This is a genomic window from Pseudoalteromonas sp. S3178, assembly GCF_005886985.1.
In the GTDB taxonomy this organism is placed as follows: Bacteria; Pseudomonadota; Gammaproteobacteria; order Enterobacterales; family Alteromonadaceae; genus Pseudoalteromonas; species Pseudoalteromonas carrageenovora.
Genome location: NZ_PNCW01000074.1, coordinates 1 through 15934, shown reverse-complemented (window position 1 = coordinate 15934; position 15934 = coordinate 1). Strand labels below are relative to the sequence as shown.

Here is a 15934-nt window from a genome sequence, read left to right as displayed (position 1 = left end):
CAGTGAAAAGCTAGTTAGTTACCTTGCTCGTTATACACGAAAAGGCGTGATGTCAGAATCGCGCTTAGTGTCAGCGAATGAGCAGTCAGTGAGCTTTAAATATCGCGATTATGCAGATAACAACCGCGATAAAGTCATGACGCTAAGTTGTGATGAATTTTTACGGCGCTACTTACAACATGTATTGCCCAAAGGGTTTATGCGCATTCGCCACTATGGCTTTTTAGCTAATGCGTGTCGCAAGCGAAAGTTAGGGTTAATAAAGGCTCAAGTATCAGCAACCCCATGCAAAGCGGTGAAGCCGAAGGTAGAGCAAGAACGATTAATACCCCGTTGGCCTTGCCAGTCATGCAAGACGGGTACTTTACGGTTTATTGGTGTGATGAATTTAGATGAGGCGACAAATAAAGTAGCGCGAACGAGTTAGCAGCCTTGCTTGCTGCATCAAATCAATAAGTTAACCTGCTTAATTGCTCAGGCTAATAGCGACTGTGCGAGCGAAAAATATCCTTGCTTAACGGTTAAACATTCGGTTTAATGAATAGATAATAAACGCTGAGCAATGCAGGGAAAGCTTAAATTATAATAGGTAAGCGTATTAAATTAGCTGATTTAGCTAAAGCCTCTAAAAAGCAAATTCCCATAGCATAAACAACACCAACTCTAACACACCGAGCAGGTAGCGTCTCAGTCCAACAAGCGATTATGCAACACAAACTGCGTGTCGCATAAATACTAAAGTGTTATGCGTACAAAAGGAGAATCACAGCATGGAGCATAATTTCGAAAGATTAAAAGAGCATATCCTGCCACAATCCAATGCTACCGATTTTCATATTGCTAAAAACGAATGGAAACTAGTTGGTGTTGAGATCAATGACGATTGGGATAATTGCCCATGCGGTCAAGATATTAAAGAGCTTTGTTATATTGAAAACCAATTAAATGGCAATAAAACTTACGTTGGTAATGTTTGCGTTAATCGCTTTATTGGAATTGATACGGGTAATTTATTTGCTGGCTTAAAACGCATTGCCAAAAACGACTCAGCTAACGCAAACGAAGACTTAATTATTCATGCTTATAAGCTAGGTTATATCTTTGAAAAAGAGTATAACTTCCTAATGCAAACTAAAAATAAGCGTAAACTTTCAGATAAGCAGTTATCTTGGAAGCAAAAAATAAATCGAAGAATCACCAACCAAACTGTAGTTCGTAACAACGGTTAAAGTACGCATAACAAGCGCATAAACACTCGCTTCGCTCGCGTGGGACAAATATATGTAGGCCCCCTGCGCTTCGCTTGGTATTTTAGCCTACATATATTTGCCCGTTATGCGGGAAGTTAGTTGCCTTATGAATATTGTGCCATTAATCGGATTGAAGAGTATTGAATTTTGTGACTCCAAAGAAAAAGCGAACATGCTATTTGGTGCGCCTGATTCTGTTGAAAATGAGTTAGGACAAGACGGTGTTAGTTCTGAAACTTGGGAGTTCAAATCAAAAGGACTGAAGTTATATTTCGATCCTGATTTAGAGTTTAGGTTATGGGAGATCTCTCTTACCTCTAACACTGTTCAACTCAATAATATTACACTAATTGGGCTTAATGAGGCTGAGTTGCTAAATAACTTTCCAAGTTTAGCTTTAGAAGTAAATGACGGTGTGTTTAAAGAGTATGTAGATTCATCTCAAGAACTTGTGTTCTTCTTACGTAACAACATCGTTGAACGTATAGATTTATCACCTAATTTAGATGACTATCTAAACAAGTTTGGTGTAGTCGGCAACTAACAAACCACTCAAGCGGGACTTTTTACAGTTTGCCTGGTTTCGCTTCGCTCCACATTTTGGCAAACTAATAAAAAGCCCCTTAGTGGGGCGTTATACGTCAAGGATAGGATGGTAATATGAATAGCAAGTTCTCTAAAAATATCGCCGCAGATGTTGAAGCGGAATTAGCATTAGCTAAAAAACTGAAAGTAGCCGATAACCCGTCAGAATCTTTCCATCACTTAGAAAATGCGCATGTCTTAGGGCAGGAGTCTACTTGGTGGCATGTAAAGGTACACTTCCTTATGTTTCTCTGGGCTATTCGTCAGAGAGACATTAAGGAAGGAACCGGCCAAATTATACGTATATTGGGTGCCGCAACAAAAACCGCTATTGGCTTAGTTCCAGCTGGCAATACGGGTGGCTCTAACATTAGTCCTTTTAAAAAGCTTCCAATCAATCCACTACATCAGGCAGCTATTATTAAGGCCAAAGGTAACGTATAACAAACAAATCAAGTCGCCCGCTGCGCGGGCTGGCACATAAATTAACAAGACACCCATCTTAAATTTTGCACTTTTCTAAGTTAGAGGCTAGCCTTTGCTTAGTGCAAAAAACAAGCAGAGTGTCACATGGCAATTGCAAGAAAGCGTCAAGTAAGTTTGGTTGATACAAAATATTATCACTGCATTTCTCGTTGCGTGCGCCGTGCATTTTTATGTGGTGAAGACCACTTTACAGGTCAATCTTACGAGCACCGCAGAGGCTGGGTTGAAGATAAACTGCTTGAGTTAGCTAAGGTATTTTGTATTGATGTATGTGCTTATGCCGTTATGAGTAACCACACTCATTTAGTGCTGTATGTTGATGATAAAAAAGTGAATCGATTAAATGATAAAGCGATTATTATTCGCTGGCATAAACTCTGTAAAGGCACATTGCTAACGCAAAAGTATGTGCAAGGTGAAAAGCTAAGTAAAGTTGAACTTATCCTTTTTAATCAAACAGTAAAGAAATACCGAGAGCGCCTATCAAGTCTCAGCTGGTTTATGCGGTTGTTAAATGAAGACATTGCGCGCAGAGCAAATAAAGAAGATAACTGCACAGGGAGGTTCTGGGAGGGTAGATTCAAATCGCAAGCTTTACTTGATGAAGCCGCACTTGCCGCCTGTATGGCGTATGTCGATTTAAACCCCATTAGAGCCAAGATGGCTAAAACGCCAGAAGAGTCAGACCATACCAGCGCTCAAGTACGCTTAATATGCGCAAAAGAAGGCAAACAACCAAAACAACTACTGCGCTTTGCAGGCATGCCACGTCAGAGAATGCCAAAAGGACTCCCGTTTGAGCTTAAATCGTACCTTGAACTTGTTGAATTAACAGGGCGCTGTATACGAGAGGATAAACGCGGTTATATTGAAAGTACACACTTACCCTTACTCGAAAGAGTTCATATTTCCCCCGAAAACTGGTTAAAGCTTACAACCCAATTTACGCGTGTATTTCATGGCGCAGTGGGCAGGCCAGCCTCACAAGAAGGTTATTGTGAAAACTTAAAGCGAAAGCGGCGAGCGAATATCAGTAACTGCGAAAAACTATTGGCATAAAATTTAAACTACTCAGTAATAAATCACAACTGCATCATGCAGTTATTACGATGAGTGTAATTTAGGTTTAAGCCTGATAATGAATTATTTTATGGATGAAAAGTAAGTAACCGAGTAGTAAAAGATAAATTCTTAATCTAAAAAGTAAATCTAGCCTAGATTGGCTTTATTTATTTGGAGTGGCTGTTTAATTTGTCGAGTAATTTATATTATTTCCCTTATATCTATAGTCATTATTACAACAGCTATTAATTCATGGAGATATATTGTGAGTATAGAAATAATGTCAATGTTTCAACCTTCATTAAAAAACCTAGCGAAAGCTGAAGAAAGAAAACTGGATCAAAATGAGAACGGCGACGATTCAAAGAAAAGAGCTGAATTAGATAAAATAATTAAAGAAGGCCTTTCACCCAATAGCTTTAAAAAAGATAAAAAGTCAGCTGATGATTCTCTATAACAATATATAAAAAGGGAACGTGCTATTCCCCCCGCTTAATAGTCCTCTAGAGTATTTCCCTCATACACATTCTCAGGGTTTATTTGCATTAGTAGCCCTGGGTTATCTATCGGTTTAAACCCGTATTGTGCATAAAGGCCATGCGCATCAGAAGTGGCTAATAAAAAGCGCCTGAGCCCTTGCAGCTCAGGATGTTCTACTATCGTTTTAACAAGTAACTTACTCAAACCATTACCTTGCAAATCTGGGGTAATAAATACATCAGCTAAATAGGCAAAGGTGGCGTTATCGGTCACTACGCGGGCAAAACCAACTTGCTCGTTATGTGCGCTGTAAACACCAAAGCACATTGAGTTATCAATCGCTTTTTGCATCACGCTTTTAGGTATTCCTTTAGCCCAATAGCTATTAGCAATAAAGTTATAAATAACGTTAAAGTTAAGCTTGCTTTTATCTGTGCTTATCGTGAAATTTCGGGTATTTACAGCCATAATCTATAGCCTTTTAGTAATAAAATTTGAATCAGTAATCTTTAACATTTTTTAGCTGTTTATCGTGTACTTTTGAAAGCACTACCAGCGAGCAAATAGCGCCAAGTAACGCAATTCCCATATCAGATTGAGTATCCCATACGTACCCTTGTGTACCTAAAAATGCTTCTGCGTTTTCATCGCTTAATACTGCAACCCACCACTCTATTAGTTCGTAAAAAGCACTAAACGCTAAACATATTGATACAACAAACACATTTAGCCAGCCTTTACCATTTACTACGTTTTTACGTAGTAATATTTCACGCGCTAATAATGCAGGTACAAACCCTTGAAAAAAATGCCCTACTTTGTCGTAGTTGTTGCGCTCACTGCCAAATAAGTTATCAAACCAAGGGACTTCGGCGTAGGTATAATGGCCGCCAACCATTAGCACAATGCAATGCGCTAAAATAAAGGTGTATAAAATGGGGGTGAGTTTAAAATGCTTATAGCTGCTTGCCATAAGCACTAAACCTATGATTGCGGGGATAACTTCTAGCAGCCAAGTAAACTGATCTTTCGGGTTAATACCAGACCAAATTAATACAATAAAAAACAGGCTAAGCCATAAATACTTCATTTAGAATCCTTGTCTAAACTGAACAAATTTACAGCATTTTATATCTCTAAATCGTCCGATGCTACCTATAGTTTGTTTTAGCGGTTAATCGATTAAACAAACGAGGAAAAAAACGTTTAATTGTAGGCGCTAAGCCACTTAAGCCTTTGCCAACAATAACTTCGTCTTTTTTATTATCAATTGCGTGGATCATTTTTTTAGCGGCCACGCTTACATCCATACCATTTTCTATTGAGTGCTCGGGCTTGTTTTGCGCTATTCCTTGCTCGTTTAACGAATTATGTGCAATGGCTGTTTTAATAGAGCCTGGGCAAATAGTTAAGCAATGAATATTATGCTCCGCAAGCTCTGCACGCAGGCAATCCATAAAACCCACTACCGCATATTTTGAGCCTGAATAGCCACTTCTAAATTTAGAGCCTACTTTACCCGCAACGCTACTAATTGAAACTATCGAGCCGCTGCGCCTTGCAACCATAGTGGGCGCTACCGCTTTAGTGAGTGCAATGAGGCCAAAATAGTTAACTTCCATCAACTGGCGGTAAACATTAAATTCGTTTTCTAAAAATAAGCTGCGCTGCGATACCCCACCGTTATTAATTAAAATATCGATAGCAGGTAATGTATCGAGTAAATCAGTAACCTGAGCCAAAACAGCCTCAGGTGCTGACAAATCAAGAGGCACAATAATGTGCCCATCGCCGTGTAAACTTTGCTTTAGTTCGTTAAGTTTATCAACGCTTCTAGCTGATAAAATAACGTTGGCACCCAGTGCTGCAAACTGTATTGCGAGCTCCTTGCCAATACCTGATGATGCGCCTGTGATCCACACTGTTTTATTTTTATAGTCCATGTGTTCAGCCTTTTATATTGTCAGGTGCGAGGGCGTGTTAAGTTATTACTTATTTATAAAGAGGTTAACGCTTTATTTAGCACGCTAGAACGACTAAATATTTAAGTCGCTTGATATTACGCTTTTGTTGGACCTGCTATTGCGTTCACTTCGCCTTCTAAGGTTTTATAAAAACCCATTAAAAATAGCAGCTCAACAGTTACATACAACGGGCCAATAATTAAACCGATTAAATCATCTACAAAGGCCGGTTTTTTCCCTTCATAGTAATGGCCAATAAACTGCAGCACCCAACCAAATACAAACACGCCCACACCAATACTTAACCAAGGCCAAAAAGCCATAGCTGCTATAGGCTGCGCGGCAACCAGTAATAGTGTAAATAACACGCCCATAATAAACCCAAGCGAAAAGCTCAGCATAAAATAGTAAACAACAGAGGCAAGTACAAACAGCTGTGCGCCATCTATAACTACACTACCGAGTGGAATTTGAATACGTGCCAGTAAACACAGCGCTGCAAATACAATAAGCGGTATACCAAAAAAGTGAGTGAGCACATTACGTTTAGAGCGGTGGTACAAACCATAGGTACCTAGTTGTTGTTGAAGGGTTTTCATTATGTTGTCCTTTTTTTATTTGCAAAGCTAATTTTAGCAAAAGTTAACTTGGCAACAATGTCATATACCCGACATTTATAAAATTAAACAAACTCTAATAAACACATGCTTCTAGGGAGCTTTGTAAAAACCTTTTAAAAAATAGCTAATAGCTACGTTTGTGTAGCGAGCACTTTCAGCTTTTGCTTATCTAAAATAGTAATGCGCTGATAGCCTAAACTTATCGCTTTAAGGCTTACTAAGTGCTGCAAAATTTGATTAATAGTTTGACGTGTTAGGTAGCTCATGTCGGCAAGTTGTTGCTGAGACAAAACGAGTGCTTTGTTAACGTCGCTATGCTCACTTAGCATTAAAAGCCGTTTACACACTTTTTGCTCGGCAGTTAACAAGGCATGATCTTCCATAGAGCTAAACATTACTCGCAGCTTTTGCGCTAGTAATAGCCCAAAATCTTGCCAATATTTGGGTTGCTCATTTAAAAGTTGCCCAAGGCAGCGCTGTGGTACAAAAAATAACGTTACATTTGTTTGTGCGTGTACGTCGTGAGTACGTAAGCCGCCATCAAATAATGTTAATTCACCAAACCAAAGTGACGAATCGATAAAGCTAAGCACAGCTTCTTTACCCTCACTACTTACGCCACTCACTCTAACTACTCCAGAGAGAACGGCATACAGCCCATCGTGTTGATCGCCGCGTAAAAACAAAGACTGCTGAGCATTAAGCGACAGTGTTTTACCTTGCGTAAGTAAAAAACTTTTTAAATAAGGGCTGCGGTTTTTAAACCATTCGCCTTGTTCAATAATACGTTGTTGCTCGGGGCTCATAATTTATTGCATTTGCTGATTAAAAGGCTGTAGTTCTTTAACTAGGTTTTTTGGTAATGATAAATCTGTGGCCACTATAAAATCGTTATAGGGTTCGTTTCCTGAAAATAGCTCCGCTATTAGTGCCTCGTCTTTAAATACATTAACCGATACACCACTACCCATGCCGCCAGAGTTTATAATGTAATAATGGTACGGCCCATTATTAAAAAACAAAATACTTTCTCCAATTCGACCAACTTGACGATAATAGCTGCCAAAAGGAGCATCTGTACTCGCTTGTTTTTCAAGTCCTATGTCGTCAATTCGCCCAAAACGATAGCTCAGTGAAGAGCCATCTTTAGCAAGACAAACAGAAAGTACATTTTCGGTTGGCTCTAAGGCGTACGCTTTATCTTTGCTTGGACTTCGCAATACTTTTTGCATTTTAGCGTTTATGTAAGCCGTTTCGTTGCTTTTGCAATGAGTAGCAAGTAAGCCTAAAACAATTGCTGGTTCGTTAACTTTTGCAGCTGGGCTTTTTGATTGTGAGTTTGAAGAAGGTTTTATTATATGATCAAGTTGTGCTTTGTTATGCGAAGAGGTTTGGTTATCGCAACCAAACAAAGATATAAGCACAAAAGAGTAAAAACTCGCTAAAAAAGATATGCGCATAAGAAAGTCCATGTAAAAAATCAGTCTTTAACATAGCGATAAACTAAAGTGCTCGCAATACCCTAATTCATATAACCGCTATAAATCTATAAGTAGACCATCTTCTGCAAAAATTACTTTACTTTTTAATGCTTTATTTAACGATTTATTAAAACGTTGCTGATTTTTTAATGATCGATTCATAAAATGCGAAATGACAGTAATACGGGGTTCAACTACTTTTAAAACGGCTGTAATTGCGCTTGGTGTAATGTGTAAATTTTTAGCCCCACTTGATGAGTTTTCATCAATGGCATTGTGCATCACTACCACATCAGCATTTTTGGCAAATTCAGTAAATGTGCCTAACTTGTTAGTCATATCACCAGAAAACACAAGTTCACAACCCGCAATATTTACGCGCCATGCCAAAGCCGGTATTGGTCCGTGATTTACTGTTAATGCTTTAACCACTAAGTCGTTTTGTAAGGAGTGGTTAAATGGCTGCTCTTTACTGGATTTTACAGAGCGAATATCAAGGGTGTAACTTTCATTGCCATTAATGTAATCACTTAAGTATCTAAATGCGCCTTTATCGCCTAGTAGATTTTGTGTGTACTCATTCGTTGATGCCATAATGTGATTGCCTTTCGGGCCATATATAGCAAGGGTTTTGCCGCGTTGGGTAAAATAACTACCTTTTATAAAGCTAGGTAAATCACCTGCATGGTCACTATGTAAATGGCTTAATAAAATAGCATCGATATCGCTAAATTTTGCACCTGCTTTATCAAAGCCAACACTTGCCCCAGAACCAACATCAACTAACACTCTAGCTTTGTGGTTATGCCAAATAAGGTAACTAGTAGACGCTCGGCCATCATTAAGTTCAGGCCCGCCGGAGCCTAAAACTTGCAAACTCACATCACTACATTGCTCGGCGTTTACACTACTAAACGAGGTAAACATTAAACTAGTTGCTGCTAAATATAAGTAAGGTTTGATCATTGCTGCTCCAAGATTTTCAATGAAAATAAGGCGAATTTGCGCGCCAATAGCTGGCCTATTGCAAGTAAATTTAACGCAACTAGCGCTGAAAATAGCTGTTCGAGATAGATTTATTATCCAATGTTAAGGTTAAGTATAATCAGTAAACGATGCAGTATGTTAGGTATGTGACAAACGGCCTTTACGCTATGTATGGTTATAAAACTAACTTAGCCCTGTACACCCTTCCCCTTTACTTTTAATGCAGTTAATAACTCAATCAACTAATAATCCAGCTTTATAGACTAAAACGATGTAATACCAACTCCAATAAATAGCTGATCTATTTTACTTGCTAAAACAACCCATTTCTTTGTTTTAAATTTCGTAAAGGGAACAACCATTTACATCAATTTACGCCTAGAACTGAATTGTTTTTTCGGCGTAAAATTTAGAACACATACTTAATGGAGTCGGTATAACAAAGCCACTTCAGCATAATATTTATAACCAACTGTAAATTATAACGTTAATTTAATTAGGGTACATTTTAAAAACAATTTATTCTCATTTTGTTAAAACTTTGGTTGACCCTATTTAAAAATTAAACTAGCATTTCTGGAAGCGCTTCCACACAGGCGATTTTTAATTGCCTTTTCTGGAAGCGCTTCCACACATTTGACAATGTTGTTAATTACACAAAAACAGTTCCATACTGGCTGTTAATAATAATGATAAAAGTACGAGGGAAACCGAATGGCTAACCATATTGTAAGAAAAACAAAGATAGCGACCAGCATATCTCTGATTTTAAGCGCATCTGTATCTTTAGAGTTGCTTGCACAAGAAGAAGCAAACCAAGACGTTGAAGTAATTCAGGTCACTGGCTTTAAAAGCAGTATTAAAGAATCAACTCGTTTAAAACGCGACGCAGCAGGTGTGGTAGACGCCATTTCTGCAGAGGATATTGGTAAGTTCCCCGATACCAATTTAGCCGAATCGCTACAGCGTATTACCGGTGTGTCGATTGATCGCTCAAACGGTGAAGGATCTAAAGTGACCGTTCGTGGCTTTGGCCCCGATTACAATATGGTAACCCTTAACGGTCGTACTATGCCGGCAGCTTCTTTGCCAGCGGGAGGCGGTACACCAAGCTCTCGTGCTTTTGACTTTGCTAATTTAGCGTCTGATAGCGTTAAATCGGTAGAAGTATATAAAACAGGTAAAGCGAGTATTGCATCTGGTGGTATTGGCGCCACAATTAATATTAATACTGCCCGCCCGCTCGACAACCCTGGATTTGTTTCAAGTATTGGAGTTAAAGCACTTCACGATACAACTAATCGCGTAGGCGATGATATTACACCTGAGCTTTCGGGTATTATTAGCTGGACCGACAGCGAAGCTAAATTTGGCGCATCGTTAACGGCAAGCATGCAACAGCGCGATAGCTCATCAACTGGCGCATTTGTAAATCAGTGGAATACATCGGCATATGACGGCACTATTCCTCAAGCGGCTGACGATATTGTACTTACTAACGCACCAGAGATTGGCCAGCTTTATTCAATGCCATCAGATTTGCGTTATACCATAGCTGACAGAGAACGCACGCGTACAAACGCGCAATTAACGCTGCAATATAGCCCTATTGATGACTTAACAGCTACGCTTGATTACACCTACTCTAAACAAGATTTATTTGAAGCCCGTGCTGAGCAATCAATATGGATGGATAACTACAAAAGCGCACTCACCTTTGACGACAACACTGTAAAAACCCCAATTTATTACCGAGAAGAACGCCGCGATCAACAAACTCGCGACTTAGGCTTAGCGTTTCAAGAGCTTAATCAAGTAAATAAAAATGACTCAATCGGCTTAAATGTAGAGTACTACTTTAACTCAGAGTTGAGCTTTATGTTTGATGCACATAACTCAGAAGCCACCAGTAAACCTGATGCGCCATACGGCAGCTGGGTTAATGCAGGCCTCGGCGCAAACGTAGTTAACGCACAAGAAGTAGACTTTAGCCGTGAGCTACCTTCTATGAGCATAGATTTCAACGACTGCCGTAGAGATAACTTAAATTGTAATAACACCTTAGATCCATCAGACGTGGGTACGTCTATTTTAGACTCAAACTTTGCAAGCCAAGAGTCTGAGGTAACCGAATTTAGGCTACATGGTAAATACGAGCTTGAAAACGGTGCAATTGACTTTGGTATAGAGTCTCGCTCTATGCAAAGCCATTCACTACAATCACTAACTCGTAACACTATGGGTAACTGGGGTATTGAAAACCCAGGTGAGCTGCCAGAGGGTTACTTAAACCCTACCAACTTTTTAGCTGAGTTTGATGATTACGATACATCAGGTTCATTTAATCAAGGGTATACGGGCAGCGCTTCACAAATAGGTTATTGGGCAGGCGAGCAATACGGCTTTAACTTTGCAGCCGATGGTGCATTTGCCACAAACCGCTCTATTGAAGAAGACATAACCGCCGCGTTTGTGCAATTTACTTACAACGGCTACATTGGCGATATGCCCTATAACCTAGTTATTGGCGCACGCCAAGAGTCAACCGACATTACTTCAACAGCTAATATCGATTTACCAAATGCAGTAGCATGGGAAGGTAATAACGATTTCAATGTACGCTTTGGCTCAAACAAAGAAGATTTCACGCTTAAATCTAGCTACGATCACTTTTTACCAAGCTTAGACTTTGACATAGAAGTAATCGAAAACGTTAAAGCGCGCTTTTCTTACAGTACAACAATTGCCCGCCCAACGTATGATAACTTAAGCTCTGCTGCTACTGTGGGCGTACCTGGCGGTCCAACAATTTTGGCAGGTTCGTCGCCCGCCACGGCTTCAACTGGTAACCCTGGTTTAGTGCCGCTTGAGTCAGATAATATTGATGTATCGGCTGAGTGGTACTTTGCAGAAACAAGTTATGTGTCAGTTGGTTATTACACAAAAGATATCGAAAACTTTATTGGTTTAACACCCATGACGCAAAATTACTATGGTTTACGTGATGCAACTGCGGGCCCTCGTGCACAAGCTGCTATTGCAGAGCTGGAATCTCGCGGGTTAGCTATTACTGATTCAAACTTATTTCAAATGGTTGCCGCCACCGAAAATGGCGTAGATTTTGACTCTATGACCTACGAAGAGTTTGAAGCCGCGTACGATGTTATTGCTAACAGCGATGACCCACTACTCGAATTTACGGCACAAGTACCTACTAACAATAAAAACGCTACTATTGATGGTTTTGAAATTGCATTTCAACACTTTTTTGGTGAAAGCGGCTTTGGCGTTCAAGCAAACTACACTACCGTTAATGGCGATATAGACTTTGATGTAAACGCAGACCCAACTACTACGCAATTTGCACTAGTGGGTTTAAGCGATACAGCTAACTTTATTGCTATGTACGAAAACGATGACTTTCAAGCCCGTGTTGCCTATAACTGGCGTGATAAGTTTTTAAATAGCGCTGCACGTTACGTTAACGAGCCAGGTTTTACTGAAGAGTATTATCAAATCGACTTTAACGTTGCTTACAACTACAGCGAACAGCTTTCGTTTTTTGTTGAAGGTATAAATATTACTGAGCAAAACAGCCGCGAACATGGCCGAACTTCAGTGCAATTATGGAACCTGCAACAACTAGGCGCACGCTACAATATTGGTATGCGTTACAACTTCTAAAGGTAATACAAAGCAAAGCCGTTAGTTTTTACTAGCGGCTTTTTTGTATTTAAAACGATATAGTTTATGTGTTATCAAGTTTAGGGTTTTAACTCATGACCAAACCAATAAAAAAAATAGTCATTTTAGGTGGCGGCACAGCCGGCTGGCTAAGCGCGGGTTTATTAGCTGCTGAGCATCCACATTTAAGTGTCACGTTAATTGAGTCAGCAAATGTGCCAATACTAGGTGTAGGCGAAGGCACGTGGCCTTCAATGCGTAACACGTTGCAGCGCATTGGCATTAAAGAAACTGATTTTATAACCCAATGCGACGCCTCCTTTAAGCAAGGTTCTAAATTTATAAATTGGCGCAACCTCAGCGAGGGAGAAAACTACTACCACCCTTTTATGAACCCTCTAGGCTACGAGCACACTAATTTACACGCAAGTTGGCAACGCATAGCGCCCACCCAAAAGTTTGCTGATGTAGTTAATATGCAAAGTTTTGTATGCCAAGCAGCGCTTGCGCCAAAGCAATTACAAACCCCAGAATATGCAGCCGTTACTAACTATGGCTACCACTTAGATGCAGGTAAATTTGCCGAGTTTTTAAAAAAACACTGTATTAAACACTTAAACGTTGCGCATATTACTGACGATGTAACCGAGGTTATTAATGACGAAAAGGATTATATAGCCTCATTAAAAACCAATAATAATGGCAATATAACAGGTGATTTATTTTTAGATTGCTCAGGCTCTCGTGCGCGTTTAATTGGGGAGCATTTTAAAAGTGAATTTATAGCGCAAGATCATATTTTATTTAACAACAGTGCTGTTGCTGCGCAAATACCTAACTCTCATCCTCCTCAAAATATTGCCTCAGCAACGCTCTCTACTGCGCAAGGTAACGGCTGGATTTGGGATATAGCCCTGCCCACACGCCGTGGTACAGGTTATGTGTTTAGTAGTAAATACCAAAGTGATGTAAGCGCAACTGAGACTTTAAAATGCTACATAGCTAAAAGTACCAGCGAGCAACAAGCTGAGCAGCTTAATTACCGTGTATTAAAATTCAGCCCTGGATACAGGCAAAAATTTTGGATCAAAAACTGTGTTGCCGTGGGTATGTCGGCTGGTTTTTTAGAACCTCTTGAAGCCTCTGCACTTGCCATGGTTGAACTTTCAATTAGCATGATAAGCGAGCAACTACCACAAAACCGCACCCACATGAGCCAGCTTGAAACACGTTTTAATGACCGCTTTAGCACGCGTTGGCAGCGTGTTGTCGAATTTTTAAAACTCCATTATGTGCTAAGCGAACGCGACGATACCCCCTACTGGCAAAACATTCGCGATTTAACAACTGCACCAGAGCGGCTACAAAACTTACTAAAACTGTGGCAATTTCAGCCCCCTAGCCGCTTTGACTTTATTGAAAACGAAGAAGTATTTTCATCAAGTAGTTACCAGTATGTTTTATACGGCATGGGCTTTAATACACAAACACCTCAAGCACAAAATGCGTTTACCAGCGTACAAGCTGGCGATTATTTTTATCAGCAAAACCGTGAAAAAATAGCGCAATACTTAAAAGGCTTACCGAGTAACCGCGAGCTTTTAAATTATCTTTTATCTAATAATAGGCAGCCACATAATGACTAAAACAAATGCTGTTAAAAACGTAGTAATAGCGGGAGGCGGTACTGCAGGCTGGATGGCTGCGGCTGCACTTGCAAAATTAATTGGCAAAAATATACACGTTACCCTTGTTGAATCTGACGATATTGGCACTGTAGGCGTTGGCGAGGCAACAATTCCGCCTATTCGTACGTTTCATAAATTGCTAGGTATAAATGAGCAATCTTTTATGAAAGCCACTCAAGCAAGCTTTAAATTAGGTATTAGCTTTGAAAACTGGGGCGATGAAAACACGCGTTATATTCACTCATTTGGCGTAACGGGCAAAGAATGTTGGGCGGGTGAGTTTCATCACTTTTGGCTACAAGGCAAAACTTTAGGAATAAACAACCCTTTTGGCGATTACTGTTACGAGCTGCAGGCGGCTAAAGCCGGTAAATTTGCGTTTAACCAACAAAACCCTATTAACTACGCCTACCATATGGATGCCACGCGTTACGCGCAGTTTTTACGTGAATTTTCAGAGCCATTAGGTGTAAAGCGTGTTGAAGGTAAAATACAAAAAGTAGTAAAAAACGCTAAAATAGGCCACATAGAATCATTACTTTTAAATAGTGGCGAGCAAATAAACGGCGACTTTTTTATAGATTGCACCGGCTTTAGAGGCTTATTAATAGAGCAAGCATTGCATACGGGCTACGAAGATTGGTCGAACTTATTACCATGCAATAGCGCCATTGCAGTACAAACAAAATCAACCAGTAATACCGTATTGCCACTTACCCGCTCTATTGCCCATAAAAGCGGTTGGCAATGGCGTATACCGCTGCAAAATCGTGTAGGCAATGGGTTAGTGTATTGCAGTCAATATATGGATGACGAACAAGCTAAAGCGTTATTGCTAAATAACATTGAAGGTGAAGCGCTTACTGAACCCCGTGTTATTAAATTTAAAACTGGGCGTCGCTTAAAAGGCTGGAACAAAAACTGCCTTGCGCTTGGTCTTGCTAGTGGATTTGTTGAACCACTTGAGTCCACCAGCATTCATTTAATTATGTCGGGTATTATTCGTTTTATGCGTTTATTTCCGTTTAATGGCATTACCAATCACGCTATTGACGAATACAACAAACAACTTAAAAGCGAAATTGAAAATATTCGCGATTTTATTGTGCTGCATTACAAAGTAACTAATCGCGATGACAGCGAATTTTGGCAACACTGTAGCGCCATGGAAGTGCCAAAAACACTTAAGCATAAAATTGACTTGTTTAAACAAACTGGCCGTGTATTTTTAGACGATGGTGATATTTTTAGAGTCGACTCTTGGGTGCAAGTTATGCTTGGACAAGGTATTGGGCCTGAACAGCACCACTTAATAGCCAGCATGATGAACAATGAAGAACTCACCCGTTTTTTACACGGTATTAAACAGCAAATAGAACAGCGTGTTAGCCAATTACCGCCGCATCATGAATTTTTAAAACAATATTGCCCTGCATAAAGCTCCTCTTTAAAAAAAGCCCTTATTAGGGCGCGTTGTTCTTTGGTGGTTGAATTTGCAGCAGTATGTTTGGTTTTTAGGCAAGGCAGAGCCTATGTAGTGTGGTTATTCCCCATAAATAGGCGATAACGTAGCATAAATGCCAAACATGCGCTGCCCGAAGGGTTCTGCCTAGGGGCAATTTACTCTTTGTTGCTCGGTTTTTACTT

16 protein-coding genes are annotated in these 15934 nt (G+C 39.9%); 9 read left to right on the top strand and 7 right to left on the bottom strand.

Annotated elements, in window-relative coordinates; translation table 11 throughout:
• The 6 genes from CWC11_RS18105 to CWC11_RS18080 form a co-directional block, all read left to right on the top strand.
• The coding region (locus tag CWC11_RS18105; RefSeq protein ID WP_171038449.1) for a transposase at nt 1-427 on the top strand (427 nt) is incomplete at its 5' end.
• A gap of 343 nt (nt 428-770) precedes the next feature.
• The gene (locus CWC11_RS18100) at nt 771-1229 is read left to right on the top strand and encodes a hypothetical protein (RefSeq protein ID WP_138683808.1); all 459 of its coding nucleotides are present in this window, start codon (nt 771-773) and stop codon (nt 1227-1229) included.
• 151 nt (nt 1230-1380) lie between these two features.
• The gene (locus CWC11_RS18095) at nt 1381-1794 is read left to right on the top strand and encodes a hypothetical protein (RefSeq protein WP_249330766.1); all 414 of its coding nucleotides are present in this window, start codon (nt 1381-1383) and stop codon (nt 1792-1794) included.
• Nucleotides 1795-1910: 116 nt separating this feature from the next.
• Entirely contained in the window at nt 1911-2279 is a 369-nt protein-coding gene (locus tag CWC11_RS18090; protein ID WP_138683806.1) for a DUF3703 domain-containing protein, read from the top strand.
• Between the two features lie 126 nt (nt 2280-2405).
• Entirely contained in the window at nt 2406-3380 is a 975-nt protein-coding gene (locus CWC11_RS18085) for a transposase (RefSeq protein ID WP_138683805.1), read from the top strand.
• A 268-nt stretch (nt 3381-3648) separates the two neighbouring features.
• Nucleotides 3649-3840, top strand: coding sequence for a hypothetical protein (locus CWC11_RS18080; protein WP_138683804.1), 192 nt, complete (start codon nt 3649-3651; stop codon nt 3838-3840).
• Nucleotides 3841-3875: 35 nt separating this feature from the next.
• On the opposite strand, the gene CWC11_RS18075 is transcribed toward CWC11_RS18080, so the two are convergent.
• From CWC11_RS18075 to CWC11_RS18045, 7 genes are all read right to left on the bottom strand, one after another.
• Complete coding sequence (locus CWC11_RS18075) at nt 3876-4331, bottom strand: GNAT family N-acetyltransferase (RefSeq protein WP_138683803.1); 456 nt, start codon at nt 4329-4331, stop codon at nt 3876-3878.
• A gap of 31 nt (nt 4332-4362) precedes the next feature.
• Nucleotides 4363-4953, bottom strand: coding sequence for a DUF2238 domain-containing protein (locus CWC11_RS18070; RefSeq protein ID WP_138683802.1), 591 nt, complete (start codon nt 4951-4953; stop codon nt 4363-4365).
• 61 nt (nt 4954-5014) lie between these two features.
• Entirely contained in the window at nt 5015-5806 is a 792-nt protein-coding gene (locus CWC11_RS18065) for an SDR family oxidoreductase (protein ID WP_138683801.1), read from the bottom strand.
• Nucleotides 5807-5922: 116 nt separating this feature from the next.
• Complete coding sequence (locus CWC11_RS18060; protein ID WP_138683800.1) at nt 5923-6426, bottom strand: Mpo1 family 2-hydroxy fatty acid dioxygenase; 504 nt, start codon at nt 6424-6426, stop codon at nt 5923-5925.
• A gap of 152 nt (nt 6427-6578) precedes the next feature.
• Nucleotides 6579-7253 (bottom strand): Crp/Fnr family transcriptional regulator, encoded by a 675-nt coding sequence (locus tag CWC11_RS18055; RefSeq protein WP_138683799.1) that lies wholly within the window; start codon nt 7251-7253, stop codon nt 6579-6581.
• A gap of 3 nt (nt 7254-7256) precedes the next feature.
• Nucleotides 7257-7907, bottom strand: coding sequence for a hypothetical protein (locus CWC11_RS18050; RefSeq protein ID WP_138683798.1), 651 nt, complete (start codon nt 7905-7907; stop codon nt 7257-7259).
• Between the two features lie 78 nt (nt 7908-7985).
• Nucleotides 7986-8894 (bottom strand): MBL fold metallo-hydrolase, encoded by a 909-nt coding sequence (locus CWC11_RS18045; RefSeq protein WP_138683797.1) that lies wholly within the window; start codon nt 8892-8894, stop codon nt 7986-7988.
• 735 nt (nt 8895-9629) lie between these two features.
• Between CWC11_RS18045 and CWC11_RS18040 the strand changes: the two genes are divergently transcribed.
• The 3 genes from CWC11_RS18040 (at nt 9630) to CWC11_RS18030 (ending at nt 15725) form a co-directional block, all read left to right on the top strand.
• The gene (locus CWC11_RS18040) at nt 9630-12599 is read left to right on the top strand and encodes a TonB-dependent receptor (RefSeq protein WP_138683796.1); all 2970 of its coding nucleotides are present in this window, start codon (nt 9630-9632) and stop codon (nt 12597-12599) included.
• A gap of 95 nt (nt 12600-12694) precedes the next feature.
• A complete protein-coding gene (locus CWC11_RS18035) occupies nt 12695-14245 on the top strand; it encodes a tryptophan halogenase family protein (RefSeq protein WP_138683795.1) in 1551 nt (516 codons plus the stop codon).
• Entirely contained in the window at nt 14238-15725 is a 1488-nt protein-coding gene (locus tag CWC11_RS18030; protein WP_138683794.1) for a tryptophan halogenase family protein, read from the top strand. Before CWC11_RS18035 ends, CWC11_RS18030 begins: the two co-directional genes overlap by 8 nt.
• Nucleotides 15726-15934 lie beyond the last annotated feature (209 nt).